This is a genomic window from Exiguobacterium sp. s95, assembly GCF_018618655.1.
Taxonomy (GTDB): Bacteria; Bacillota; Bacilli; order Exiguobacteriales; family Exiguobacteriaceae; genus Exiguobacterium_A; species Exiguobacterium_A oxidotolerans.
The window spans coordinates 44,995-67,420 of the sequence record NZ_JACSMM010000008.1 but is presented as its reverse complement, the minus strand read 5'-3'; the positions used below and the strand labels follow the sequence as shown (position 1 = coordinate 67,420).

21 protein-coding genes are annotated in these 22,426 nt (G+C 47.8%); 6 read left to right on the top strand and 15 right to left on the bottom strand.

Going from position 1 to position 22,426, the window contains the following annotated elements:
• Nucleotides 1-333: 333 nt before the first annotated feature.
• On the top strand, nucleotides 334-528 hold the full coding sequence (locus KNP99_RS12285; RefSeq protein ID WP_215193287.1) for a hypothetical protein: 195 nt from the start codon (nucleotides 334-336) through the stop codon (nucleotides 526-528).
• Nucleotides 529-587: 59 nt separating this feature from the next.
• Here KNP99_RS12285 and KNP99_RS12280 read toward each other — a convergent pair whose 3' ends face one another.
• From KNP99_RS12280 to KNP99_RS12250, 7 genes are all read right to left on the bottom strand, one after another.
• Nucleotides 588-1,100 carry a VanZ family protein gene (locus KNP99_RS12280; RefSeq protein ID WP_214846223.1) on the bottom strand — a complete coding sequence of 171 codons (513 nt, stop codon included), beginning with the start codon at nucleotides 1,098-1,100 and terminating at the stop codon, nucleotides 588-590.
• 113 nt (nucleotides 1,101-1,213) lie between these two features.
• Nucleotides 1,214-2,233 (bottom strand): Delta(5) desaturase DesA, encoded by a 1,020-nt coding sequence (gene desA, locus KNP99_RS12275; RefSeq protein ID WP_088837905.1) that lies wholly within the window; start codon nucleotides 2,231-2,233, stop codon nucleotides 1,214-1,216.
• Between the two features lie 262 nt (nucleotides 2,234-2,495).
• Nucleotides 2,496-4,025 (bottom strand): FAD-dependent oxidoreductase, encoded by a 1,530-nt coding sequence (locus KNP99_RS12270; RefSeq protein ID WP_215193286.1) that lies wholly within the window; start codon nucleotides 4,023-4,025, stop codon nucleotides 2,496-2,498.
• Between the two features lie 210 nt (nucleotides 4,026-4,235).
• Complete coding sequence (locus tag KNP99_RS12265) at nucleotides 4,236-4,679, bottom strand: hypothetical protein (protein ID WP_088837907.1); 444 nt, start codon at nucleotides 4,677-4,679, stop codon at nucleotides 4,236-4,238.
• Nucleotides 4,676-5,287 carry an ABC transporter ATP-binding protein gene (locus tag KNP99_RS12260; RefSeq protein WP_088837908.1) on the bottom strand — a complete coding sequence of 204 codons (612 nt, stop codon included), beginning with the start codon at nucleotides 5,285-5,287 and terminating at the stop codon, nucleotides 4,676-4,678. The genes KNP99_RS12265 and KNP99_RS12260 overlap by 4 nt, the downstream gene beginning before the upstream one ends.
• Nucleotides 5,284-7,242, bottom strand: coding sequence for a hypothetical protein (locus KNP99_RS12255; RefSeq protein ID WP_088837909.1), 1,959 nt, complete (start codon nucleotides 7,240-7,242; stop codon nucleotides 5,284-5,286). Before KNP99_RS12255 ends, KNP99_RS12260 begins: the two co-directional genes overlap by 4 nt.
• A gap of 22 nt (nucleotides 7,243-7,264) precedes the next feature.
• Nucleotides 7,265-7,591: a mediterrocin family bacteriocin gene (locus KNP99_RS12250; RefSeq protein WP_088837910.1), complete on the bottom strand. Its 327-nt coding sequence runs from the start codon at nucleotides 7,589-7,591 to the stop codon at nucleotides 7,265-7,267.
• 528 nt (nucleotides 7,592-8,119) lie between these two features.
• Between KNP99_RS12250 and KNP99_RS12245 the strand changes: the two genes are divergently transcribed.
• Together KNP99_RS12245 and KNP99_RS12240 are read left to right on the top strand one after the other, a co-directional pair.
• Nucleotides 8,120-8,554, top strand: a complete 435-nt coding sequence (locus KNP99_RS12245) for a sigma factor (protein ID WP_029331656.1) — start codon at nucleotides 8,120-8,122, stop codon at nucleotides 8,552-8,554.
• Nucleotides 8,551-9,402 (top strand): tyrosine-type recombinase/integrase, encoded by an 852-nt coding sequence (locus KNP99_RS12240; RefSeq protein ID WP_088837911.1) that lies wholly within the window; start codon nucleotides 8,551-8,553, stop codon nucleotides 9,400-9,402. Before KNP99_RS12245 ends, KNP99_RS12240 begins: the two co-directional genes overlap by 4 nt.
• On the opposite strand, the gene KNP99_RS12235 is transcribed toward KNP99_RS12240, so the two are convergent.
• From KNP99_RS12235 to KNP99_RS12225, 3 genes are all read right to left on the bottom strand, one after another.
• Entirely contained in the window at nucleotides 9,362-10,189 is an 828-nt protein-coding gene (locus KNP99_RS12235) for a tyrosine-type recombinase/integrase (protein WP_215193285.1), read from the bottom strand. The two genes, KNP99_RS12240 and KNP99_RS12235, sit on opposite strands and share 41 nt — an antisense overlap.
• Nucleotides 10,190-10,896: 707 nt before the next feature.
• Complete coding sequence (locus tag KNP99_RS12230; RefSeq protein ID WP_215193284.1) at nucleotides 10,897-11,439, bottom strand: lecithin retinol acyltransferase family protein; 543 nt, start codon at nucleotides 11,437-11,439, stop codon at nucleotides 10,897-10,899.
• A 222-nt stretch (nucleotides 11,440-11,661) separates the two neighbouring features.
• Entirely contained in the window at nucleotides 11,662-12,210 is a 549-nt protein-coding gene (locus tag KNP99_RS12225) for a transglutaminase domain-containing protein (RefSeq protein WP_215193283.1), read from the bottom strand.
• Nucleotides 12,211-12,463: 253 nt separating this feature from the next.
• On the opposite strand from KNP99_RS12225, the gene KNP99_RS12220 reads away from it, so the two are divergent.
• The 3 genes from KNP99_RS12220 (at nucleotide 12,464) to galE (ending at nucleotide 15,467) form a co-directional block, all read left to right on the top strand.
• Complete coding sequence (locus KNP99_RS12220) at nucleotides 12,464-13,312, top strand: hypothetical protein (RefSeq protein ID WP_215193282.1); 849 nt, start codon at nucleotides 12,464-12,466, stop codon at nucleotides 13,310-13,312.
• A 152-nt stretch (nucleotides 13,313-13,464) separates the two neighbouring features.
• Nucleotides 13,465-14,205: a hypothetical protein gene (locus tag KNP99_RS12215; protein WP_215193281.1), complete on the top strand. Its 741-nt coding sequence runs from the start codon at nucleotides 13,465-13,467 to the stop codon at nucleotides 14,203-14,205.
• Between the two features lie 239 nt (nucleotides 14,206-14,444).
• Entirely contained in the window at nucleotides 14,445-15,467 is a 1,023-nt protein-coding gene (galE, locus tag KNP99_RS12210) for a UDP-glucose 4-epimerase GalE (RefSeq protein WP_215193280.1), read from the top strand.
• 64 nt (nucleotides 15,468-15,531) lie between these two features.
• Here galE and pelG read toward each other — a convergent pair whose 3' ends face one another.
• From pelG to KNP99_RS12185, 5 genes are read right to left on the bottom strand one after another with little or no spacing between them, the layout of a single operon-like run.
• Nucleotides 15,532-16,992: an exopolysaccharide Pel transporter PelG gene (gene pelG, locus KNP99_RS12205; RefSeq protein WP_215193279.1), complete on the bottom strand. Its 1,461-nt coding sequence runs from the start codon at nucleotides 16,990-16,992 to the stop codon at nucleotides 15,532-15,534.
• Complete coding sequence (gene pelF, locus KNP99_RS12200) at nucleotides 16,973-18,391, bottom strand: GT4 family glycosyltransferase PelF (protein ID WP_214769000.1); 1,419 nt, start codon at nucleotides 18,389-18,391, stop codon at nucleotides 16,973-16,975. The genes pelG and pelF overlap by 20 nt, the downstream gene beginning before the upstream one ends.
• A complete protein-coding gene (locus tag KNP99_RS12195) occupies nucleotides 18,388-20,226 on the bottom strand; it encodes a DUF2194 domain-containing protein (protein ID WP_215193278.1) in 1,839 nt (612 codons plus the stop codon). Before KNP99_RS12195 ends, pelF begins: the two co-directional genes overlap by 4 nt.
• Complete coding sequence (locus KNP99_RS12190) at nucleotides 20,223-21,131, bottom strand: hypothetical protein (protein WP_215193277.1); 909 nt, start codon at nucleotides 21,129-21,131, stop codon at nucleotides 20,223-20,225. Before KNP99_RS12190 ends, KNP99_RS12195 begins: the two co-directional genes overlap by 4 nt.
• Nucleotides 21,128-22,354, bottom strand: coding sequence for a hypothetical protein (locus tag KNP99_RS12185; RefSeq protein ID WP_215115797.1), 1,227 nt, complete (start codon nucleotides 22,352-22,354; stop codon nucleotides 21,128-21,130). The genes KNP99_RS12190 and KNP99_RS12185 overlap by 4 nt, the downstream gene beginning before the upstream one ends.
• Nucleotides 22,355-22,426: the final 72 nt, after the last annotated feature.

Genomic DNA, 22,426 nt, shown 5'->3' with positions numbered 1-22,426 from the left:
TCATACCGATAATCCCAAACAGATTCCAAGTTAATTATTGTTAATTCTCAAACAAACTATCTAAATATATCTTCCACTTAGATTACGAGACTTTCTGAATGGGTCAAATGATTCATGATTTCATTTCAAAAAAGATTCAAAAAATAATAATTTTTAGAAAAATCCCGCATTTAACAACACTTTTTATCGTCATTCTAATCGAAAAAATTAATAAACCATTCGACCCATATACTATTTATTATAGGGTGAGACGAAAGTCTCTCTTTTAGATTGCCATCCATTTGTAAATACCATATAATAACTACTAGAATGAAGAATATGGGAGTGAATATCATGGGATTACTGAATCGGTTCAACAAAGAATATACCATCCAATACCATGTCATCGAACGCGAAAAAATCATCGAAACCGATCGCCTGATCATCCGGGCGAGTGATCACACGACTGCCCGCAAAAAAGCAGACAACATGCTTCGAAAAGAGTACGGTCGGACACAATACAAAATCGAGTGGGTCCAACGCTTTTAACTGAATCAAAACATCCCCCGTCTTCTCAACTGTTGTTGAGGGAACGGGGGATGTTTTGGTTAGCTCGTTCGTTGATAGTCCGTTTTGACGATCCGGTCCGCCTTCAAGAAAAGCCGGAGTCCCGTGTAAAGCAGGATCCCGACGAACGCCCCGCTCCCGTCAATCAAGACGTCACCGACGAGCGGCGTCCGTCCACCGGTCAAGAGTTGATGGAACTCATCGAGCACGCCGACGGTCATTGCTGTCGTAAAAGCAAAAAAGGCAGCAGGGACCGGGCGATAACGTCGCATCCGCAACAAATGGACCAGACTGACACCGAGGACAAAAAACAGACCCGCATGCATCCCTTTACGGATGAAGAACTCGACGAATGCGGCCGGTCCGAGGGCTGCGACACTGATCGGGACTTCATAATGAAACGAGACGAACGAAAACGCATCGACCCAGCCGAGCGGGACATGGTTCGTCAAAAATGGAATCAAGGATTGTTGTTCATACGTCATCGAGCTAAACCCAAACAATGCTAACAGAATGGCGCCTCCTGTGACATAGGCAATCGGTATCCGGCGCATGTAGCATCCCTCCTTCTACTATCGGAATAGCTTACCATGAAAAACGACTTGGAACCTACGCCTAAAGACGGAGACAAAAAAGCGCTCACCCGTTTAACAGGTGAGCACTTTGCTTAGGATATAGATGTTTTTGGTTCACGCAACAGATGTTTGACTTCGCGGAACGTCACGAACGTTTTATTTTTAGCATCATATAGTTTATAACGAAGCGACTTCAGACTCGAGAACAAGCCGATCGTCGTTGCTTTTTGAAGGGGTGGTGTCGCCGTGTGGGCTTTTTCTAGATGATAGTTTGGGACACGCGGACTTAAGTGATGGACGTGGTGGAAGCCGATATTTCCTGTCACCCACTGTAAAACTTTCGGCAACTCGTAGTACGAGCTTCCTTCGATCGCGGCTTTGACGTAGTCCCATTCGCTTTCATCCTCGAAATACGAGTCTTCAAACGTATGCTGAACGTAGAATAACCAGATCCCGAGCACGCCCGCTGTGAACATCGTTGTTCCTTGGATGATCAAGAAGGCCTGCCAACCGACGACATAAATCATGACCGCATACAAGACGACGAGTGACGCATTGATGACGTGTGTGTTGATGCGTTCTTTTTTCCGTGCGTCCTTGCGATTGAAGCGGCTGACGACGAGAATCAACAACAATGGTCCGAGACCGAACATGACGAGCGGGTTCCGGTAGAGACGATACTTCAACCGTGTCCATTTCGATGCTTCGACATACTCTTCGATCGTCATGACCCAAATGTCACCGACGCCACGTTTGTCGAGGTTACCACTCGACGCATGGTGGATTGAATGCTCGCGTTTCCATTTTTCATATGGGAATAACGTCAAGATTCCTGTGATTGTCCCGACGATCGCATTTGCTTTCTTGTTTTTGAAGAATGACCCGTGCGTACAGTCATGGAAGATAATGAATGTCCGGACGACGAACCCGGCTGCGACGATCGCAAGCGGAACCGCAAGCCATACTGAGATTTTGAGTGCTTGGTAGGCGAGAAACCAAGCGACGAGAAACGGTAGGATCGTGTTGATCATCTGCCTGACACTCGCTTTGATGTCTGCCTTTTCAAACGGCGAGACATGTTTACGAAGCTGGGCGATTTTTTCTTTACTCATGTGTTGCTTCCTCCTCGAATTCGGTTACAGCGTTCACGACGCTAATGAGATGATGTGCTTGAATGAAACCAGGAAACGGCGTTCGTGACGGTGAATTCGTAACATCCACATGATACTCGACCCGACCGATATAGTTATACGCTTAAATATTTTTTATACCAGGTAATTATAGCACATGTTATAAAAAATAAAGCAGGAATTCTCAAATTGATGAAGATACGAGCAAAAAGCCCACGACGCATCGTGAGCCTTTTGGCTGTCGTTACATTCTTTTCAGCGGCTTAACGGCTGGCCCTTCGAGCACATTTCCTTCGTAATCGAACCGGGAGCCATGACACGGACAATCCCATGACCGTTCCCCGTCGTTCCATTTGACGTCGCAACCGAGATGCGTACAGGTCGTCTTGACGAGATGCAGTTCACCCGTCTCGTCCCGGTACCCACCGACCGTCTTCCCGTCGTGGCGGACGAGCCCACCTTCGTCGCGTGCTAACGCCTCCGCCTCTTTCTCGCCACGTGCGACTTTCCCTTTGACGAGTTCGAGCGCGACATCGGCATTGTTTTTGACGAACTGTTTCGCATCCTGCTTGCTCAACTTCGACCGGTTCGGATCGAACAAGGACCGGTAGCGGTTTGATTTCCCGGTCAATAGATCGGCTAAGAGACGACCTGCCGCGATCCCGTTCGTCATCCCCCACTTGGCGAATCCTGTCGCGACGAACAGGTTCGAATCGTCACTCGTCATTTGACCGACATACGGGACTTTATCGAGCGAAATCAAATCTTGTGCCGACCAAAACTGTTCGATTGCTTCGACCCCGAACTCGTTTTCCGCGAACTGCGCCAACGTTTGATAATTGGCTTTCGTATGTGTCTCGTGTCCCGACAAATGGTTTTCCCCACCGAAGAAACCGAGTGTTCGTCCATCTGCCGTCTTTGCATGCCGGAGTGAGCGACTCGGTTGATCGGCACTCATGAACATACCGTCCGGAAACGTTGCATCAACGAAGCCAGAGACGATATACGATCGGTGGACTTCGAGTTTTGAAAAATAGAGCCCTTTTAAATCATTGAACGGGAAATGCGAGGCGACGATAATCTTTTTCGCTTCGATGTTACGTCCGTTCTCAACGACGACGGTCGGCGTCCGTTTTGTCTCGACCGATACGGCTCGTGTCTGTTCGTATAACTTACCGCCCTTTGCGGTGAAGTAGCGGGCGAGTCCTTGTAAGTACTTGACGGGATGGAACTGGGCTTGATGACGTAAGACGACTGCTTTTTCAACCGGATAGGGCAACTTCGCTTGCACTTCCGCCGTCGCCTCTCCCCCGTCCATTCCGAGTCGGGCATAGGCTTCGATTTCTTTTTCGAGTTGACTGGCCTTTTCTTTTGAGGACGCGACGTACAGGTACGCATCCTGCGTCTCAAGCTCGCAGTCGATGCCGAGTCGTTCGACCTGCTCACGTAAAAACCCAATCGCTTCTTCATTCGCTTGAAAATAGAGACGTGCTTTCTCTTGGCCGATCGTCTGCATCAATTGATCATAAATCAATCCGTGTTGCGATGAGACTTTTGCCGTCGTATACCCGGTCGTCCCGCTCGCGACTTGATCCGCTTCAAGCAGCGTCACGGCGTATCCGGAATCAATCAACTGGACCGCTGCGACGAGTCCTGCGATGCCGGCACCGACGATGACGATGTCCGTCGTACTGTCTGTTTCTAATTTCGGATAAGTCGTATGTTCAATCGAAGTGCGCCAGTATGATGTTGGAAATCCGTCAAGTCGCTTCATTTTTCCCGCCTCCGTAAGTGTTGGTTTTTTTCATATAACTAACATTTACTTTTACCCTCACATCACAAAATCATTCATATTCTATATTTTTAAAGAAAATAAACTATCTAGTACAGCGCTATCTTCTTTCGCGTTATATACGATTATTCGTTTTCTCTCGCCGATTTCATACAAAAAAACTGCTCCCCTCATCAGGAAACAGTTCACTAATCAATCAAGTGGAAATACGGTCTTCGCGTGTTCCACAAGACGCGTGATTTCTGGTTTATTTCGATCCAAGATGGCTTGTAGTTCCGCGTCCGGTTCGAGCAGTTTCAATTGATCGTTAACCATCAGTTCATAACCGGTTTGCTTGTCTTGAATTCGTACACCGTATTCGTCATCTCCGAACAAGGTCGGCCAAATGATAAGCCAAATACCTGCTTTATCGTCCGAAACCGCTAAGTTTCCGACATACGATAAATAATCAGGTGTTTTGACATTATACGATAGACCATTCTTCGTCATAGCATGAACACCTGTAACGTGCTCCGGAACTGCTGCTAAAAACGGTTTGTACTGAATCGTCGTCACCCCGTACCAGACAAGATTCAGCAATAGGAATCCGGCCACTAAACCAAACGCAATGCGCAAACCTTTTTTCTTTGGATTCATCCGAGTTCCACCAACCTGTTCCCCTGTTTTTTGATTGCTTCATCGTGCGTGACGAGAATGACGGTCTTGCCGCTTGCATTCAACTCCTGCAAAATCGTCATGACCCGTTCTGCATTCGCTTGATCGAGTGAGCCGGTTGGTTCATCAGCAAGAATGATGTCACATTTCTTTAGCATCAGTCGAGCCAGTGCGACCCGTTGTTGCTCGCCTCCAGACAGCATATAGACTTTTTTATCGATCTTTTCCTCAAGACCGACGGCTGACAAGACCTCTTCAATCGTTCGCCCAGAGCGGTAACTCTTTTGGACGATGTCCAGATTTTGTCGAACTGTCTTCTGGTCGACCAAAGCAAAGTTTTGAAACAAGAATCCAATCTTCGTTCGGAAGTAGTCCAGTTGATTCCGTTTTTTTGTGATGTCCTGTCCATCAACAAGAATTTTCCCCGCATCAAGCGGTTCCAAAGCGCCCACCATGTTTAACAACGTCGTTTTCCCGCATCCGCTCGGTCCGGAAAATATGACGAAATCCCCTGCCTCAATCTGTAACGACAGATTTTCAAACAAGCTTTTACCTTCAAACGTTTTTGATACGCCTTGAATCTGAATCATACATTTCCCCCCTTTAGGATCCGCTGGATGTTAGCTCGTTCAATCTTACGGATCAGCCCGACCAAAACTATTCCTTCAAGTAAGGCCAACAGACCGCCTCCGCTCAGCAACCACAAGGGATGGCCGATTGCAAAGAAGTAGACCGCAAGCGTCACGATTAAAGTGCTGAACGACGTAATACCAAGTGTATAGAGGACCAACCGTCGATTTTTTTGCCAGATGCTGTAACCGATGACTTTTTTGACGGATAACTCGAGCGCGTTGACTTGGTACTCGAGTTTCAAGACAGTTACGATAATCAACAGTTCCAGACTGATGATCAGTGCAGCAAAAATCAGATTCATGTTCATTAACCGTTTGGCCGTTTCCCAGGCACCGATGTACTTATCCCAGACATTCGTCCGGATGAACAATTCATCCGTCATCGCCTGTTCCTCAACGAAACGATCAAACGTCGGTGGATTGACGTCGTACATGATGTCACTCAACAAAACAGAGGACAACTGCTTCAGTTTCATCCGTGTCTTCGCATCATCATTCAAGACAATCAGCGTCGGTTCGTCGACGAGTAGGCTGCCACTCACGAGGTTTTGATCAATCGCCGTCAGTTCGAGCGGTGTCGTATAGCGGATTGTCTCATACTGTTGTTCGATGAACGGGCCTAATCCAAGTGATTGCAGGGTATTATCGAGCTCTTCTTTACTTGGTGGTGTCGCTTGCTCCGGTGCAATAATCGTCAACTTATTCGTGAAGACATCGGTTACTTCCGGAAGTCGCTCTTTAATCTCTTCGAATGCTTGCCGGTTCAAGATCAAGGCCGTCTGATCACGTGTCGAAAAGTTCGCAAGTGGTGTCACGAGTGTTCCCGAGAAATCGGTTTGATAGCGTCGATACAGCTCAGTCTGAATCTGTTCCGACAGTGCAGGACTCGTTTCGTCCGAATAATTCGGAGAAGTGATCTTGTGACCGATATAGGTATAGTCATAGGTCTGTTTCGTTTCAAAAAAGTCCCGTTGCTGATAAAGCGCCACAGCTTCCGTAATAACTGTGATAGTACTCGATAACATTAAGATTGTCAGCAACGCCGTGATGAACTTTAACCCATAGGTCATCGACAGGAGCGTCCGTGAACGATAACTGTTGGCAAACGCTTCTTTGATCTGCAAGCGACCGATCAACAGATAAACGAGTCCATTGCAGACGAGCAAGATAAACACTAACAGCAACAGGAACTGCCAATAAGGGTCAAGTGGCGTGACTTGACGCAACAGACCGAAGCTGAAAGCGAAAATACCAAGCACAATCACGGAATCAAAGGCGATGGACTTGCCAATCATCAGCGACAGCCGTTCTCCCATCGATAAGCGAACCAACAGTTCTTTACGATTCATAGATAGTTCATAAAATGTCATTAGGACGGTGATAATGATGACGAGCGACCAGATGCCAAGGACGCGATTTCGCTCAGTATGTTCGTTGTAACCAAGTTGCGGGTGATTTCCCGCATATGTATCAATCAAGTCCATCTTAAATGCTTTTACGGCATCGGAAGATCCGATCCCGTAAAAGTTAGGTGTATAGGCAAGACGAGGATGCTCGTATAAAGGTTTGAACGTGAAGGTGATGTCACCAAGGAAAACACTGTCGTATGTTTCGCTTCGAATCTGTTGGTTCGCAAGGTGTTTCTCCACACCTTCCGTTCCATAAATTGTCTTTGTACTTGAGAAACTGCCATTCGGCGTCTCTTCATACGTAAAGACATCCATCTGATTTCGCTCGGCAGCGGCATAGATATCAGCAATCATCTGTTTCTCCGATTTTTTCGAATTCGGGTATAGTGTCGTCGTATCGAACGGATCAGAAAATCCTTCCAGTTTCAGCATTCGACTTTCACCAATGATGAACAGACTCAACGCGAGAATCAACGTCACCATCAACACTTTTAATTGCTTCACGTTCATTCCCCCACTTTTTCACTCACTTGATGTAATAGTAAATCGTACTTCCCTTATGTGTTACTTCAATGCCAGCCCAGTTTCCAGCCTTATCACTATCTGCATGTGAACCATTACCATTCACAACTTGTGCTATGTGTGAACGTGTCATGTGTTTTGTATGTGTGTAATCTTCATTGATGAATAAGTCATTGAAACCGTAATTAATGACCCAGTTTGTACCTGTTGAACTTTTTTCCCATGACTTTGTAAACGTTTGACCAGAACTTGAATAAGCGAATGCTGTTGAGTTAGAGGCAAGAAGACCTAGCGCAAGGACTCCTGCTGCGATTGTTTTAAACTTGAACATGTTGAATGACCACCTTTTAATTAGAGTAGGTCATCGGCCGATCACCGGTGTGTTGTTAACAACCTTATAATAACGTAATATTTTACCAATTTTATTTATCTGAATATTCGCTTAATTACTAAGTCGGTTTTTATTGAAAAAGATTAATTAACTTTTAAAAAATCATGCAGTTTGATTACTTTCTTTATTATAGAATTTATTTTCGATTTCAAATCAGGTAGAAAGAGATAAATATTTATAACAATTTCCCCTACGAATGACCTATTCCTAAAACAAAAAAGTAATTTTCTTTCGAACACCCCCGAGGATAAGTAGAGTTATCCTGAAGCGACGCGCGACAAGGCAAGGGTTTGCCTCGGTCAATCGTCGATATTTAGTTGGAAAACGAGACGAACGGCTTTTGAAAGCTCAGAAAACCGTTGGCATGATTCAAAAAAGATGGTTTGAAAAGAGAGGATAACTCTACTTATACTAAAACTACCGCGGAATACCCTTCGATATGCATATCCGAAAGATTGGATCCTTCCCATGAATGAAGCCTTACACCACTGGCTCCCTCTGATCAATTCACTCCTGCACCGCCTCTCGATCCACCCGAACGAACACGATGAATGCCGACAAGCAGCATTGCTCCGCCTCTGGACATCCATCGAATCCGGCAAAGAATTATCAATCACGTTCGTCCGCATTCGGGCGCGCGGCGCGATGCTCGACTATCTCGCCAAACGGACTCGCACACTGACGACCGAAGTCGCCGTCGAAACCCTGCCGGAACTGCCTCGTCAACAAACTGTTTCCTTCCCTTACTTGCTGAACGAACTCGAACACGCCCTCTCCCCGAAAGAATTCACCTTCCTTCAGGCAATGATCGCTGGAACGGAAGGAACACTCGGCTACTCCGACGCCCGTCTGCGCTCCCTCAAGTCAGACTTGAAGCGGAAAGTCGAAGGCATCCTCCTATGATGACGTTCTACCTCGACCGCTTACTCGCCTTGATTGAGGCTTCCCCCACCTACAGTCGCCTGACCAAAAAAGCCTATCGTTCGGACGTCCGCCACCTCTGTCGTCATGCGACGGCCCTCGATATTCCGTCACTCCGAAGATACATCACACTGCTTCACACGACCTATGCCCCGACGACCGTCGCCCGGCGGATTCATGCCTTAGCGACCTTGTTCGATGCCCTCGTCGCGGAGCGGTCACTTGCGAAAAATCCTCTCAAGCAGATTAAGAAACCGGCTCGTCCGAGTCCGAAACTGCGAACAGCCTTCAGCTATCCGGATGCCCGTCGTGTCATCGACACGCTGACCGATGAAGCGACGTATGCGTTTTACTTTTTACTGCTCCATACCGGACTCCGGTTCAGTGAAGCCCACCAATTGACGTGTGCCGATCTTGATTTTACGGAGCGCCACCTGTTCGTCCGCCACGGTAAAGGCGACAAATCCCGTTTCGTCCCGTTGAACGACGAATTGACAGACGTCCTGTTGCGGTACATTGAGACGGAACGACCGGACGGCGAGTACGTGTTCCTGACCGATCATGGGCGACGGTTACGTCCTGACACGACACGGAAACAATTGCGCCAAGCAAGTGAGTTGTTGCTCGGCCGGACGTTACGTCCGCACGACCTCCGGGTGACGTTCGCGACGACCCTTTATCGGGAACACCAGACCGACTTGCTGACGGTCATGCGATTGCTTGGTCACAGTGACGCGAAGACGACGCAACAGTACATCTTGCCGTCGGCTGAAGTCGCCCGTTCGTCGATCAACCGTCTGACGCCGACAAGGCATCGACGACTTGTCTGAGTTTCGTCTCCCGGCTCAAGATATAGCCTTCCGTCGTCTCCGACCGGGCATGTCCGAGCAGGCGTTGAATCTCGAGTAACTTACAGCCCGCCGTCTGGTACAGGTAGGTCGCGTAGCCGACACGTAAATCATGCGGACGGAGTACATGACCCGACCGGGTGAGCGATTGGTTCCGTAACGCATCCCGTGCCCCTTGTTCATGGATCGCCTTGCCGCGGACGGAACGAAAGACATACCCCGTCATCCGGTCTCCAATAAACACCTTTAACTTTTCGGCTAAGCGGCTCCCGAGCGGCACGGTCCGCAAACGGCGTCCTTTGCCGTGCCGGACGAGTAACGTCGCCGTCGTAAACTGAATGTCCTCGATCGACAACAAACGGGCCTCCATGAAGCGGAGGCCCGTTTGGCTGATGAGTTCGAAAAAGAGGCGGTACGTCGGATGCTTGATTTGCCGGATGACATCGATTGCCGCAAGCAACGGATAACCGTCGCGTTGCCGGACGTGTTGATGGACGATCGGTCGAACTTGTTTCATTGGATTGACCTTAAGTCGTTTCACTCGAACGAGTTCATTCCCGAGTGCCATCAACGCATGATACCGCCGCAGTGCCGTCGCCGGTTTATACTGTCCGATGACGTGATTAAAATACGTTTGGAGGGACTTGACCGACCACTCGCCACACGCCTTCTTCAGCTGCCGTAAATCACTGCGGTAGGCTTTGATCGTCAGCGCCGAATACGTCGCGTGCGTGCTAAGGTACTGCTCGAGATAGTCGAAATGGGTCATGGTTGGTCCTCCTCTATTTGTGGTAATAAAGGGATTCCCTGTTTATATACTTTAAATCATTTCAACTTTGAGAGAAGTTTATTCAACTCTCCAATTTGAAGATTAGAACGGACTTGAAGATCAAATGATGATGAATAACGTTCTGTTACTTTTTGTCGTTCTTCAGTAATCTTCGTCAATAAGAAATTATACATTTCGTTGTTATACTGGTTAAATTGTTTTTGAATTCATTTCCTTTTTTTACCGAGCGCAACAAACATATTTGAACATTCATCTTTTACATTTAGTATTTTTTTAATTCAGTTTCTTCTTTCACATGGTTCGCAACCTCGGACAATACTCCGGCAAGTGCGAGTACGGAGTCAGCTATTTTTGCTACATTTGTCATAGTCTTCGCAGCGTTAACAGCTTGGTGCGCTTTAAATTTGTATCATCACTCTTCCATTTACCTTTGTTAGAGCGATAGACCATACCTAACTAGATTGCTGCCCATAGATTGGAGGGGTTTTCCTAGTTTAAGATTAGATAAGATTACCCTATCTAAATGGCATCTTCAAAACTTTTTAAAATTCGCTTAAAGTATGCTCGCCAAAAAACACGTCACATCTTTATTCATTTATGTATCTTATCTTTTTATCTATCAATGGGTTAAAATATGCTTTTTTTAGGACATATTATTCTAATTAATTAGTAAGCTCGTACATAATTCAGCTCAGATACCACTTCCATCTAGTCCAAATAATTTCAGATTGGGCGATTCCAATATTTTTAGCATATTCTTGTTTCGCATTAACCAAATAATTACAATCATTTTCAAAGTTATCTGTCATACAACCTACTGAAAATTGGTGGCAATTATCTTTTAGTACATTATAATCCCTCTTTCTCCAAGTGTTTAATTTTGCCCTAGTTGCAGTCGAGATGTTACCCATAGGTTTACGCGTCTGACGATTGACCGGGATAAAAATATCTTTATCGGTACTGAACAGATTATTAGTAAACCCTTTTGGTGTTACTAAGTTTACATACCCCTTACCTGTTAATTCGATGATTTTACCTTCACCGATATAAATACCAGAATGCTCAGCAGTAGATAGCTGACAATATACAAGTGATCCTATAGCTGGCTCTATTGTAAAGTTATTAGAACCATTTAAGGGTGATAAGGGGCGATGACGTGAGACTTTTTCGCTTGTCGCTAGTACGGTTGTAACTACACTTCTCAAAATTTTATTACTCAAACTCTTCATATTTCCTCCTAATTTATCGATTAGATTATAAAAATAAGAGAACGAAATCGAATTAATAGTTAATTATTATTGAAATAATCAATCCTATATTGCAACTTTTTTATAAGCCGAAATTCGATTTCTCCTAACATGCTCATTCCAAATCTCATCGCTTAGACGCCTAACTTATTTTACAATAAATTGAAAATTAAAATCTGTTATTTAATCATTTAGGTCAATTTTTCAAACATACCCCTTCAGTGTCTTCGGATACTTCTCGGCATTCCAGCTATGGTCTTTCCGTAACGTGTCGTCCGAGACGAGCAGGTAACCTTCCTGGATTTCATCCGGACGGTTCGGGATGGGATCGTTCCATGTCGTATCGAGGTGGTACCAGTTCCCTTTCAGCTTGACGAGGTTCCACGCATGTAACCCACCGCCTGCTTTACCTGAGATATACCGGACACCGACATCAGCTGCCTGCAGCAGCAGATACACAGTCAGTGAATAGCCTTCACAGACGCCCTCGCGGTTGAACAGGATTGAATACGGCGTATAGGCACTTTCCTTACTCTTGAGCTTATAGGCCGTATGTCGGACGATGTAGTTATTGATGTAACGGACCTTTTTGTAGTCGGACCAGTTCTTCGGAATTTTCCGGACGATTTGCTTGACCTTCTTTTCGACGCGGTCGGTCTGATTTTTCGACAAGGTATAGTCAAGCATCATCGTATACATGACGTAAGAACCGTAATCGAGCGTCCGCCCGTCGCTGTCCTTGTAAAGGCGCATCAAGTACGATTCGTTTCGTTTAAGCCCGATAGCGGACTTGGGAATTTAAATACGTGACCAGGGTTGTCACTTTTTTCTATGTTTGATTTAAAATCTAACGAACTCTATACATCAACCACATCCCGCAGTATTAAATCTAATAAATTGAAATAATACCTTTAATTGTATATTATGTAAACAAGAAAAAAAATGACGGTGCCTCATAGCATTCATCATATCACTATGGAATTGTACTTAAACAAGGAGGCATCATATGAAAAAATTGAAAAATGTTCCAACATTCAAAGAGATTTTAATGGAGAAGCGCAGAGAATTGATAGGTACTTCTCTTGTCGTCATCATCATTCTCATTCAAATAACTACGCAGCTCGTGAATTTTTTAAAGAAGGATGAGGTGCACGGTCTATATACATACACTTATACAATGAACGTCCAAGGAATCATTTTGTTAATCGCCCCTGCGACCGTCATCAGTCTATTGATAATCAAAGGTCTGTATATGGTTACGTCCAAATTCCCTCAACTGATGTCTATTAGACAACCACAGACTGCTTCTCCTCCCCTTATCGATAGTAATACTTCACTGCAAACCTTCACAGGCAATAGCGTGTTAGATGAAATGAAGCATATTAAATCCGTTATGGAGACGTTTAATGAATGCAACAATTATGTTCTGAATCTAATCAACTATAAAGTGTTTAAATCAAAAGTGTTTAATATCATTCTCGGTACACTGTTCTACGTTATCTGCTCCATATTGCTTCGTGTCCCGCCATTTTCTTACCTATTTGCGATGTTCGATCCCTCACTCATCCAGTGGGTAATTATTATTGCGACCGTTTTCGTGACGCTAAAGGGAAAAGACTTTTTGAATCAATTCTTAATCAAGAAACGTATAGCGAGAAATGAAGCAACCTTCAAGCAACGCAGCCATCTCCGAAACGAAGCAGCTAAATACTTGAGAGAACAACAGCTCGTTCCCGAACATTATCTCCATCTCGATGCTATCAACCAAATGATTGGCTATATGAGTAACAAGCGTGCTCTTACCGTACGAAAAGCTATCAATTTGTATGAGAACGATGAACACGTTAAACAATAAAAAAGCATTCTTCGTGAAATGCAGATCGTCGAACGAATGTCTCGCGTTCGTACGATTATCGTAAAGAAAGAATGATTCGCTCCCATTGCATATAAATCTTCACGCCTAATAAAACGAAGTTATTCAAAAAATATTTGAAAGAGAGTGATTTTATGTTGAGAGAAAGTAGAATCTTCGAACCGGAACGACTTGAGTATCAAAAACTGTTTAACTACGCAGGTTACTATCCAATGGGGACGTTCTTACCAGCCGACAATCAAAGATTGCATCAGACATTAGTTCAAATGATTCCTACTCCAACGACACATTTAATGTATGATACGTTACGCGAGAATTTTGGCTATGTTCCTTTTGAAGAAACTTATCGGAAAGACCAAACCGTCTACACCCTATCTGGAGTAGGTGCTCGAGAAGTCATCCAACGCTTTTATGGATCGACTACGCAAATTACGAATATGGCTGCAGAATTCCTAGATACTACTGGAATCCTTCTCCCGCATCATACGATTCAACTAGTCGAGTTATCGGATGATGATCAATTCTTCTACTACGTCTTAACAGGAGGAAAGGGACCGATTGAAGCCAAAACAGACGAATTGTTCAATGCTAAGAAATTATTACGCCAAGCGGACGACATCTTACCATTTCGCATCGAAAATCACGGTTTGACCGTCGATACGATGTCCGTCGTAGAATTAGCACTCGCTATGGCGAATGATGTATTCAATCGAAAATGGACAGAAGCAGATCCCCTCCATGCTCACGAACTTTTTGCAATTGACTCCGATCAGATGATCGATTTAAAGGAAAGTAAAAAATGGCAATCACTACATGAATTTGAAGACTGGACAAAAGCAAAACGTATTGGCGTCGTATTACGTATTCAAGCTTGATTACTGACATTGTTAGCATTCCTTTCATCTTCTTAACATTCTTATTTCGCAACTTAAACGTTAGGATGAATTTGTGGGTACTAGCAAGCCGTTTTCTTTTTTCGCAAAAGGAATACAGAACTGTGTATGTTTCCGTCGCATAAGTCTGTATTACTATTCAATACATATATTTACCTCTACAATAAATCCATTTGTCATGCTATGCTTATCCAATAATTGTAACAAAAAGGAGAATCTTTATGGAAATCTTAGTAACAGGAGGCGCCGGTTATATCGGTAGCCACACGTGTCTTGAACTGCTCCAAGCAGGATATGAAGTCGTCGTCATCGACAACTTGAGCAACAGTCAGAAAATCGCCCTCGACCGGATCGAGCAGCTCGCGGGAAGATCGGTCACGTTTTATGAAAACGACGTGATGGACATGAACGCGCTCGAACAAATCTTTACGCAGCATGACATCGAAGCCGTCATCCACTTCGCCGGTTTGAAAGCGGTCGGTGAGTCTGTCGCCTTACCGCTGTCGTACTATAAGAATAATCTCGTCAGTTCACTCGTCTTGTTTGAGGTCATGGCGCGACACAACGTCAAAAAACTCGTCTTCAGTTCATCCGCGACCGTCTACGGTGTGCCGGAAACGACACCGATTGACGAGTCGGCGCCACGCTCGACGACGAATCCGTACGGCGCGACGAAATTGATGATTGAACAGATGCTCGAAGACGTCGCGGCGTCCGACACGGACTGGGAGATTTCCCTGTTACGGTACTTCAATCCGATTGGTGCCGATATCAGTGGATTGATCGGGGAAGACCCGAACGGCATCCCGAACAACTTGATGCCGTACGTCACGCAAGTCGCAGCCGGACGTTTGGATGAACTCAGTGTCTACGGACAGGATTACGAGACGCCGGACGGGACCGGGATTCGCGATTACATCCACGTCGTCGATCTCGCAAAAGGACACCTCAAAGCACTTGAGTATAAGCACCAAGGTATCGAAGCGTTCAACTTAGGAACAGGGACCGGCTCAAGCGTCCTCGACTTAGTGACGACGTTCGAGTCAGCGACCGGCATCGACGTCAAACGCAAGTTCGTCGACCGTCGTCCGGGTGACGTCGCCGCCTGTTATGCGGATGCGTCAAAAGCCGAACGCCTCCTCGGCTGGAAAGCTGAAAAAACGTTATATGACATGTGCCAGGATGCTTGGCGCTGGCAGTCACAAAACCCGGAAGGCTATCCGCGTGAAATGAACCGCCGCTGATGACCGTCCACAAAAAAGCCTGAATCCGAGTAGCGAGATGCTACTTCGATTCAGGCTTTTTTTGTTAGGCCGAGCGCCGGTTCAACCGTTCCCCGACGCGGGTGAAGCGGGTTGACCGCTGGCGCGGCTCATAGCGGCAAAACGTATGGTAATCGATCTCATTGACGTACTGAATCAAGCGGATCAAGGCGTAGGCGAATGTCACCGTCGACCCTAATGCGAAGCTCAGACCGAATCCGTCATATCCGAACGGTGCTAACGCAACCGCGAAGACGCCGTTGACGGCGAAGAACAGCAGTGACGTGATACAGGCACCGCGCTGATCTTCGAAATAGAGCAACAGCAGCGTCAGGACGAGGACCATCGCGTTCGAGAAAGCACCGATCGTCGTCATCTGGAAGATGCTGATCGTCTCCTTCGACAAGGCGAGACTACTGAGCAAGGTCGAGGCAAAAATCAGGACGAACAACGTGAACAGTCCCTGGTTGCGGACGAGCCGCTGGAGCTCTTGCCGTAAGATCAGCAACATCGCCCCCTTAGCCTTGTTGATTTGCTGGAGCGTCCCGCCCTCATTGACGTAACCGTAAAAGACACGGTAGCGCTCATAGAAACGGGTCTCGACGGAGATGACGAAGATCGTCATCGTCGGGATGACCGTCAAGTACGAGAGGAAGATCGCCGTATCGTAGACGGGGTGATACCGGAACGTCCCGAGATGGACGGCTCCGCCTTCCGAGAACCAAATCACCCAGTTGCTGACCCAGACGCCGATGTTGTAGAGGAAGCTCGTCCAAAACAATGCCGGATGCCGGTCGAAGTAACTGAGGTAACTAAACGGATCTTTCGTCTCCCGGTTCGGGAACGTCAACAACATCGCCGTGAACAGACCGAACAACGTCACGAGCATCCCGAGCGTAAAGCCTGCCGTCAACGCCATGCTCGTCGCGAACGGTGCCGTCAAGTACGGCATTAAGAAGCGGTCGATCAAGAGGACAGAGATGATCGACACTGCCGCCCCCCCTAAAAAGCTGTAGGCGACGGCTTGATAAAACTTCGCCGCACTCAGGAATAAGAACTGCACCCAAATCAGGTTGATCGTCAAAAAGAGAATCAAAATCAACAAGTTCGACAGGAACGGCAACTCGGAGAACGTCAGGAAAACCACGTAGAAGACGGCGGCAATCGCGATCGTCATCTTCGTCATCCCGATGAACGTCGGGAAGATTTCCTTGTAGCGCTTCTCATAAAAACAATCGGCGAGGTAGCGCGTGACGACGAGCTGCTGAATCCCGAGGATGACTTGCGAAAAGATGAAGCAGTAAGAAATCGTTAAGTTGAACGTCGTCCGTTCCTCGAACGAAGCGATCGATAAGTATGTCGTCAACCACTGCGTCAAGGCAATCGTGACGATGACGATCAACCAGGGACCGGATGTGACGAGCCCTGCGAAGGCGTACGCCTTCAGACGTGCTGAAAAATAATCTTCCTGGAACAGCTTTTGGAGCTTAAACCCGATGCCCGCCATATGCCAGCCCCCTCTCTTCATAAAGTGCCACATACTCGGCGATGAACTGGTGTGTCTGATAGTATTTCAAGGCCCGTTTCTTGCCGTTCTCCCCGAGTTTTTTCGCATCCGCACGATGCGTAGCGAACCAGGCACAGCGCTCGGCAATCCGTCCGGGATTGACCGGCGGGACGACGAACCCGGCTGGTCCGTAAGGGTCGTCTTCGCGTCCGTTAATCAATTCCGAGCAAGCCCCGACATCGGTCACGATCCACGGGACACCGGCTGCCATGCCTTCGAGGACGGCGAGCGGTTGCCCTTCCGAGATGCTCGTCAACAAGCAGACGTCAAACGTCGGCAAGTAGGCGGCGATGTCGACCTTGCCGGCGAGCGTCACATACGGATCAAGTTCGAACTGTTCGATCAACTGTTGGCACTCGGTCGCATATTCCTCGTCCTCGTCGAGCGGTCCCATGATCGTTAGCTCGAACGCGACGTCCATCTCTTGCAGGACCTTCGCCGCATGAATCATCGTCTTGATGTCCTTGATTGGGACGACGCGGACGATGGCACCAATCTTCAGGATTGGTCCCTTCTCGACGACCGGTAAACTCGACAGACGGACGGCATCGATACCGTTCGGGATGATCCGCAGCTTCGCCGCTGGTGCCCCGAGTTCCTGTTGCAGTTCACCGTTGCGGTCGAACAGCGTGATGACGTCATCCGCTTCCTGATAAGCTTCCGCCGACAAATGGTGGAAGAAGCGAATCCAGTGCGCCCGGTATTCGACCGGGATCCACGTCGCTTGTAACAGTTCCTCTTCCCGCTCCCGCGAGTAGATGCCGTGCTCCGTCAAGATGTACGGCACGCCTTGGCGTTGTTTGATCGCACTCGCGACGAGTCCGGCATATCCGGTCGACGCCGAGTGAATCAAGTCGACTTGCGGTAACTCCGCCTGCAGTAACTCGAGGACCGGCGTATACATACTCCGCCACATCCAGAGGTAATCGATAAATGAGCCGGATTGTTTTTCCGTCTCATAACTCGTCTTGACGAGTTCGAAGAAGAGCCGGCTCGCGAAGAAGTGCTCCGACGTCCCGACCGCTTGTTCGAAGATCGGGAAGACCGGGGCTTCGACGTGTTGGAACGTCATCCATTGTTGAATCAACCGCCCTTGTTCTGCCGACAGGACGTGCTTCGGTTTCGGACGGTCGTATTTGAGATCGAGTGATAAGTTCGTCACACCCATCACATTGTCCGGTAAGTTGTATTTATAATCCGCTTCCGTCAGTTGCGTCGGTGTGATGGCGATGATTTCAAACTGATGCATCGGCATCTGCTGGATCACCATGTGGACCCAGCTCGCGACACCACCGCTGACGTAGGGATAGCTGCCTTCGACGACTAAACCAATCTTCATTCTGTTCCCTCCTCGATCGGTAGCGTGACCGTTGCTTTCGTCAACGTGACTTGATACAACGTCTCGCCTGCAAGCGCGCGGACCGTCCCGAAATCGAACGTCCCTGTCTTGAGGTGTTGACCCGGAGCGACACGGACGAGCATGACCGATGGCTTCAACATGTTCGTCCCGTTGATTTCAATCGTCTTGTCCGTATAGGTGACGTTGATGTCCGACTGTTGGTACTGGACGTATTTTTCATACGCTTCGTACTGGGTCAAGCTCTCGAGGTACGGATACATCGTCTTGACGTCGCGGAACATCTCTTCCATCGTCTTCTCCATCTCTGCCCAGCCCTTCCCTTTCGACCGGTCTTCGTCTAGCACGTCATCCGGGTGGATGAAGTGGGTAAACATTCCGAAGTTCGCGATGGCGTCCGCCATGACGAACGTATCGTTTGCCGTTTCGTTGTAGCCGCTCGAAATACGCGGGAAGTTATACAGATTTTGATGGACAGGATCCGGTCCGAACTCCTGGATATAGCTACCCATCGAGGGATCACCCGAGTAGAGTGAGGCGACGATCAACTTGTCTTTAAAGACATTGTTGAGTGCTGTCAAACCGGTCTCATTGATGATGTTCGACGGCGGGACATAACTTTGAATCGACTCGTTCGGGAAGTAATAGTCGTGCGTCCCGATGACTTTCTTTAATGCTTCCTCCATTTGATCACGGTTGTTCCACGGGATATAACCGAGGTTCGGGTCAAGCGTCTCACCGGCGACGACGAGTGGCTGGTGATTAAAGCCGTGCAGTCCGATTTCGCCACCCATCTTCAGCAGACCCCGCCCATAGTTGAGCATCGGGGTGCGGATTTTCTCCGACAAGTCTTCCGTCGTCTCTTCCGTCGTATTCTTATAGCTGCCGATGATGAACCCGGTATAGGTAACATCTTGTTCGTCGGCGATTCGTTTCATGTCACGCCACCAGATTTCTTTAAAGAACTCCTTGATCGTCCGGTTATAAGTCTTCTCGATTGCGGCGTTCGTATTCCCGGGGACCGGTGACGGGAAGTCATCAAGATGCGTCACTTTGATCGCCGCCTGTTGACTGACGAATGACGGGAACAATAACGATAACGTCTGGAGCATTAAACCGCGTGAGTTTTTCTCAGCGAGCGATGTCGTGTTCCAGAACAGGACTGTTCCCTTGCCGTACGGTGATGTCCAAAGAATCGGTTCACCGGACGCCGTGATTTTGACGTCCGCTTGCGGTAGCAGCTCGACGTCGGCAATACTGTGGGCGAACAAGTTTGACGAGTCAGGCAAATCGACGAAACCAGGGAAGATTTCTTCCTTGAAGGTCAACCCGTTGATGCCGTCTTTGAAATCACCGAACTGTTTCACCCCGACGAGCTCCGCCCAGTCTTGATTGATGAAACGTCCCGCGATATAGAGTCGTCCGCCGTCTTCAACGAATTGACGAATCGTCTCATACGGCCAGTCGCGCGAATGCTCGCCGGACAGGACAAGCACTGTCCGCTCGGACGGCTCCAATTGCTCGATTTCTTTGATTGAGATATTCGTATACGGGACTTTCGCGTACTTCAGTGCATATTTAAAGTTCGTCAAGACACTTTTTGAGAGCTCGCCTTTATCCTGATGGATATAGACTTGTAACGGTTCTCCGTCCATCTGTCCCTCCTTGCCCGACATCGTCTGAAACGTCTTTTGTTGCGTCTCCTCGGTCGGAATCAGGCGATGTCCATAATCAAGACGTAACAACTGGACGACGCCGATCGTGACGAGCAGAATCGCGAAGACGGCGACGACGTAGGTCGTGATCGATTTTTTCATAGTTCCACTCCTTCCAGCCGGTCCAAAATGTAGCGTTTGTCGTCCGGAATGTCGTCCGGTGCGACGTGTGTTTTTAGTTGTGTCACGAGCGGGGCCAACTTCGTCCAGTCCCCTCTCGTGAAGTGATATTCGATTGCCAGCAGGTAGCCGTCCGCTTGCTCCGGGTAGTGCATGATCAAGCGTTCATAGTAGCCGAGTCCGTCCGCGACGTCGCCTTTTGCGAGTGCGAGCTTGCCGCACGCCTTCAAGCACGTCGCGTCCGTCGGATACTGAATCCGCATGTCTTGTAAATACGATCCGAACCGATCAAAGATCCGTTTTTGCATGCTGTCGTCGAGCAGTCCACTTTCGATGAAGGCTTCGAAGGCGTCAATCAAGTGGTAATACGTCGTGACATGCCCCGGATTAAGTTGTTCCTCGCGACTTTTAATCGTCGCTTCGTACCGGTCATATAACGTATTGCGGACCGTCGCGGCGTAGTGGACCGTCTCCGAGTCGGCATGGTCGAGCCCGAACTGGAGATACTTCCCGGAGTCGGCAATCGATGTCGTCGTCAAGCGGACGATCGATTGTTTCCGTTCCTTCGCGTCCATCGCCATCGCTTCGCCCATCGGCACCAAGTCGATGTTGTCGGCCGCCTGTTGTTGCAGTCCTTCCAGGTTGACGACGTCGAACTCGATGTAGTCATCGTAGTCGAGCAACGTCTTGTCTGACGCGTATCGTCTTGCGATCAGCCAACTGACGAGACCGAACAGTTCACCGAGCAACGGGACGAAATAACAGATCAGGGCGATCCACTTGACGAGACCGCGCTGTGCCAGGTCCATCCGTGCCGTGATCAGTTTCGTGACGAGAAAGACGATGACGGCATGAATCAGAAAAAATAACAGGACGAAGAAAATCATCCAAGATTCCCTCCTTTTCGTGCGAACAACTCTTTAATCCGTTGCTTGAATCCTTCAGCGTTCTCTTGCGGTGTTCCCGGTAAGAGGAAGTGGAGCATTTGATTCGTCTCGTCATAGCCGATGATGTCGATTTCCCGCATCGACTGGCGTAGGATTAATTCCATTTCAATCAACGACAGCCGGACCTGTTCGACCGGCAAGACGACCGTACTGTACGGCTGATCGTACTGTTCAGCTCGGTGTTGTTGGAGTGCGACTTTTTTATTGAATGGCTCGATTTGATAAATCCGTGTCCCTTCAATCAAATCACCACGCGACGCATTCCATTCCATCGTTAACGCTTTTTCGATTCGTGTCCCGGTCCAGTCGAGAATCAACTGCATGATGTTCATCTCGTAACTCGTCAGGCGGTTGAAGTCGATCGCCTGAATGACGACAACTTCCTGAATCTTCCCGTCGTAGCGGATTGGTGCGATCAGTAACGGGACGTCCGTCTCGTCCATCGTCCGGATTGAAATCGCATTCGTCTTGAACATCCGTTGATAGATGCCGGTCGACGGATCGATGAATAGTGTTTGCGGCAAGACCTCTTTCTCACCGAACCGGACGTGGAGTCGTAACGTCCGTTTGGACGCATCGACGTGATAGATGGCAAGATTCTCTGCCTTGAACGAACGTTTCAAGACATCGACGAGGCGATCGCGGACGATGTCGGCCGCCGTTTGGTCGAGCTCGAGTCCGACTTGGTAGATTTTCGTTAATGTATGATCCGAGTCGAGGACCTTCTTTTGCATTGTCGACTGCGACAGTCGGAGCTTTTCGACCGTCTCGAGCAAGTGGTTGTTTTCTTCGACGACTTCTTCGTGGCGGAGCCGTAACGATAAATAACGTTCCTGGAACGAGGTGCTGAAAATCCCGCAGACCATCGCGACGAGGAAGTGGAAGATGATCCAGCTCAGTTCCGTCCGGTCGTATAAAAATAAGAGAATGTCTGATCCTTCGACCGACAGGAAAAACAGGTGGTACAGCATCGTCATCGTGAAACTGACGAACGCTCCGAGCAGACCATAGCGGAGGGCAAACAATAAAATATAAAAGATTAACGGATCAATCGCCCAATTCGAGACCGAAAGGCTAAACATATAGTCAAAGAAACCGATAAGTAAAATACTAGCTAGCATTTCTATCCATTTGACTGTATTTCTATGCTGTGTGTAAATCATGGCACACTCTCCTTAAAATAGTTATTTACATTTTTGTTAGCAGTGGTAAGATTTAGTCAAACAGGCAATTAC

Bases quoted from the DNA above. Each gene is read 5' to 3' on its own strand.
- KNP99_RS12285 (WP_215193287.1), top strand. From the start codon at position 334: ATGGGATTACTGAATCGGTTCAACAAAGAATATACCATCCAATACCAT.
- KNP99_RS12280 (WP_214846223.1), bottom strand. From the start codon at position 1,100: ATGCGCCGGATACCGATTGCCTATGTCACAGGAGGCGCCATTCTGTTA.
- desA (WP_088837905.1), bottom strand. From the start codon at position 2,233: ATGAGTAAAGAAAAAATCGCCCAGCTTCGTAAACATGTCTCGCCGTTT.
- KNP99_RS12270 (WP_215193286.1), bottom strand. From the start codon at position 4,025: ATGAAGCGACTTGACGGATTTCCAACATCATACTGGCGCACTTCGATT.
- KNP99_RS12265 (WP_088837907.1), bottom strand. From the start codon at position 4,679: ATGAATCCAAAGAAAAAAGGTTTGCGCATTGCGTTTGGTTTAGTGGCC.
- KNP99_RS12260 (WP_088837908.1), bottom strand. From the start codon at position 5,287: ATGATTCAGATTCAAGGCGTATCAAAAACGTTTGAAGGTAAAAGCTTG.
- KNP99_RS12250 (WP_088837910.1), bottom strand. From the start codon at position 7,591: ATGTTCAAGTTTAAAACAATCGCAGCAGGAGTCCTTGCGCTAGGTCTT.
- KNP99_RS12245 (WP_029331656.1), top strand. From the start codon at position 8,120: ATGAATGAAGCCTTACACCACTGGCTCCCTCTGATCAATTCACTCCTG.
- KNP99_RS12240 (WP_088837911.1), top strand. From the start codon at position 8,551: ATGATGACGTTCTACCTCGACCGCTTACTCGCCTTGATTGAGGCTTCC.
- KNP99_RS12235 (WP_215193285.1), bottom strand. From the start codon at position 10,189: ATGACCCATTTCGACTATCTCGAGCAGTACCTTAGCACGCACGCGACG.
- KNP99_RS12230 (WP_215193284.1), bottom strand. From the start codon at position 11,439: ATGAAGAGTTTGAGTAATAAAATTTTGAGAAGTGTAGTTACAACCGTA.
- KNP99_RS12225 (WP_215193283.1), bottom strand. From the start codon at position 12,210: ATGCGCCTTTACAAGGACAGCGACGGGCGGACGCTCGATTACGGTTCT.
- KNP99_RS12220 (WP_215193282.1), top strand. From the start codon at position 12,464: ATGAAAAAATTGAAAAATGTTCCAACATTCAAAGAGATTTTAATGGAG.
- KNP99_RS12215 (WP_215193281.1), top strand. From the start codon at position 13,465: ATGTTGAGAGAAAGTAGAATCTTCGAACCGGAACGACTTGAGTATCAA.
- galE (WP_215193280.1), top strand. From the start codon at position 14,445: ATGGAAATCTTAGTAACAGGAGGCGCCGGTTATATCGGTAGCCACACG.
- pelG (WP_215193279.1), bottom strand. From the start codon at position 16,992: ATGGCGGGCATCGGGTTTAAGCTCCAAAAGCTGTTCCAGGAAGATTAT.
- pelF (WP_214769000.1), bottom strand. From the start codon at position 18,391: ATGAAGATTGGTTTAGTCGTCGAAGGCAGCTATCCCTACGTCAGCGGT.
- KNP99_RS12195 (WP_215193278.1), bottom strand. From the start codon at position 20,226: ATGAAAAAATCGATCACGACCTACGTCGTCGCCGTCTTCGCGATTCTG.
- KNP99_RS12190 (WP_215193277.1), bottom strand. From the start codon at position 21,131: ATGATTTTCTTCGTCCTGTTATTTTTTCTGATTCATGCCGTCATCGTC.
- KNP99_RS12185 (WP_215115797.1), bottom strand. From the start codon at position 22,354: ATGATTTACACACAGCATAGAAATACAGTCAAATGGATAGAAATGCTA.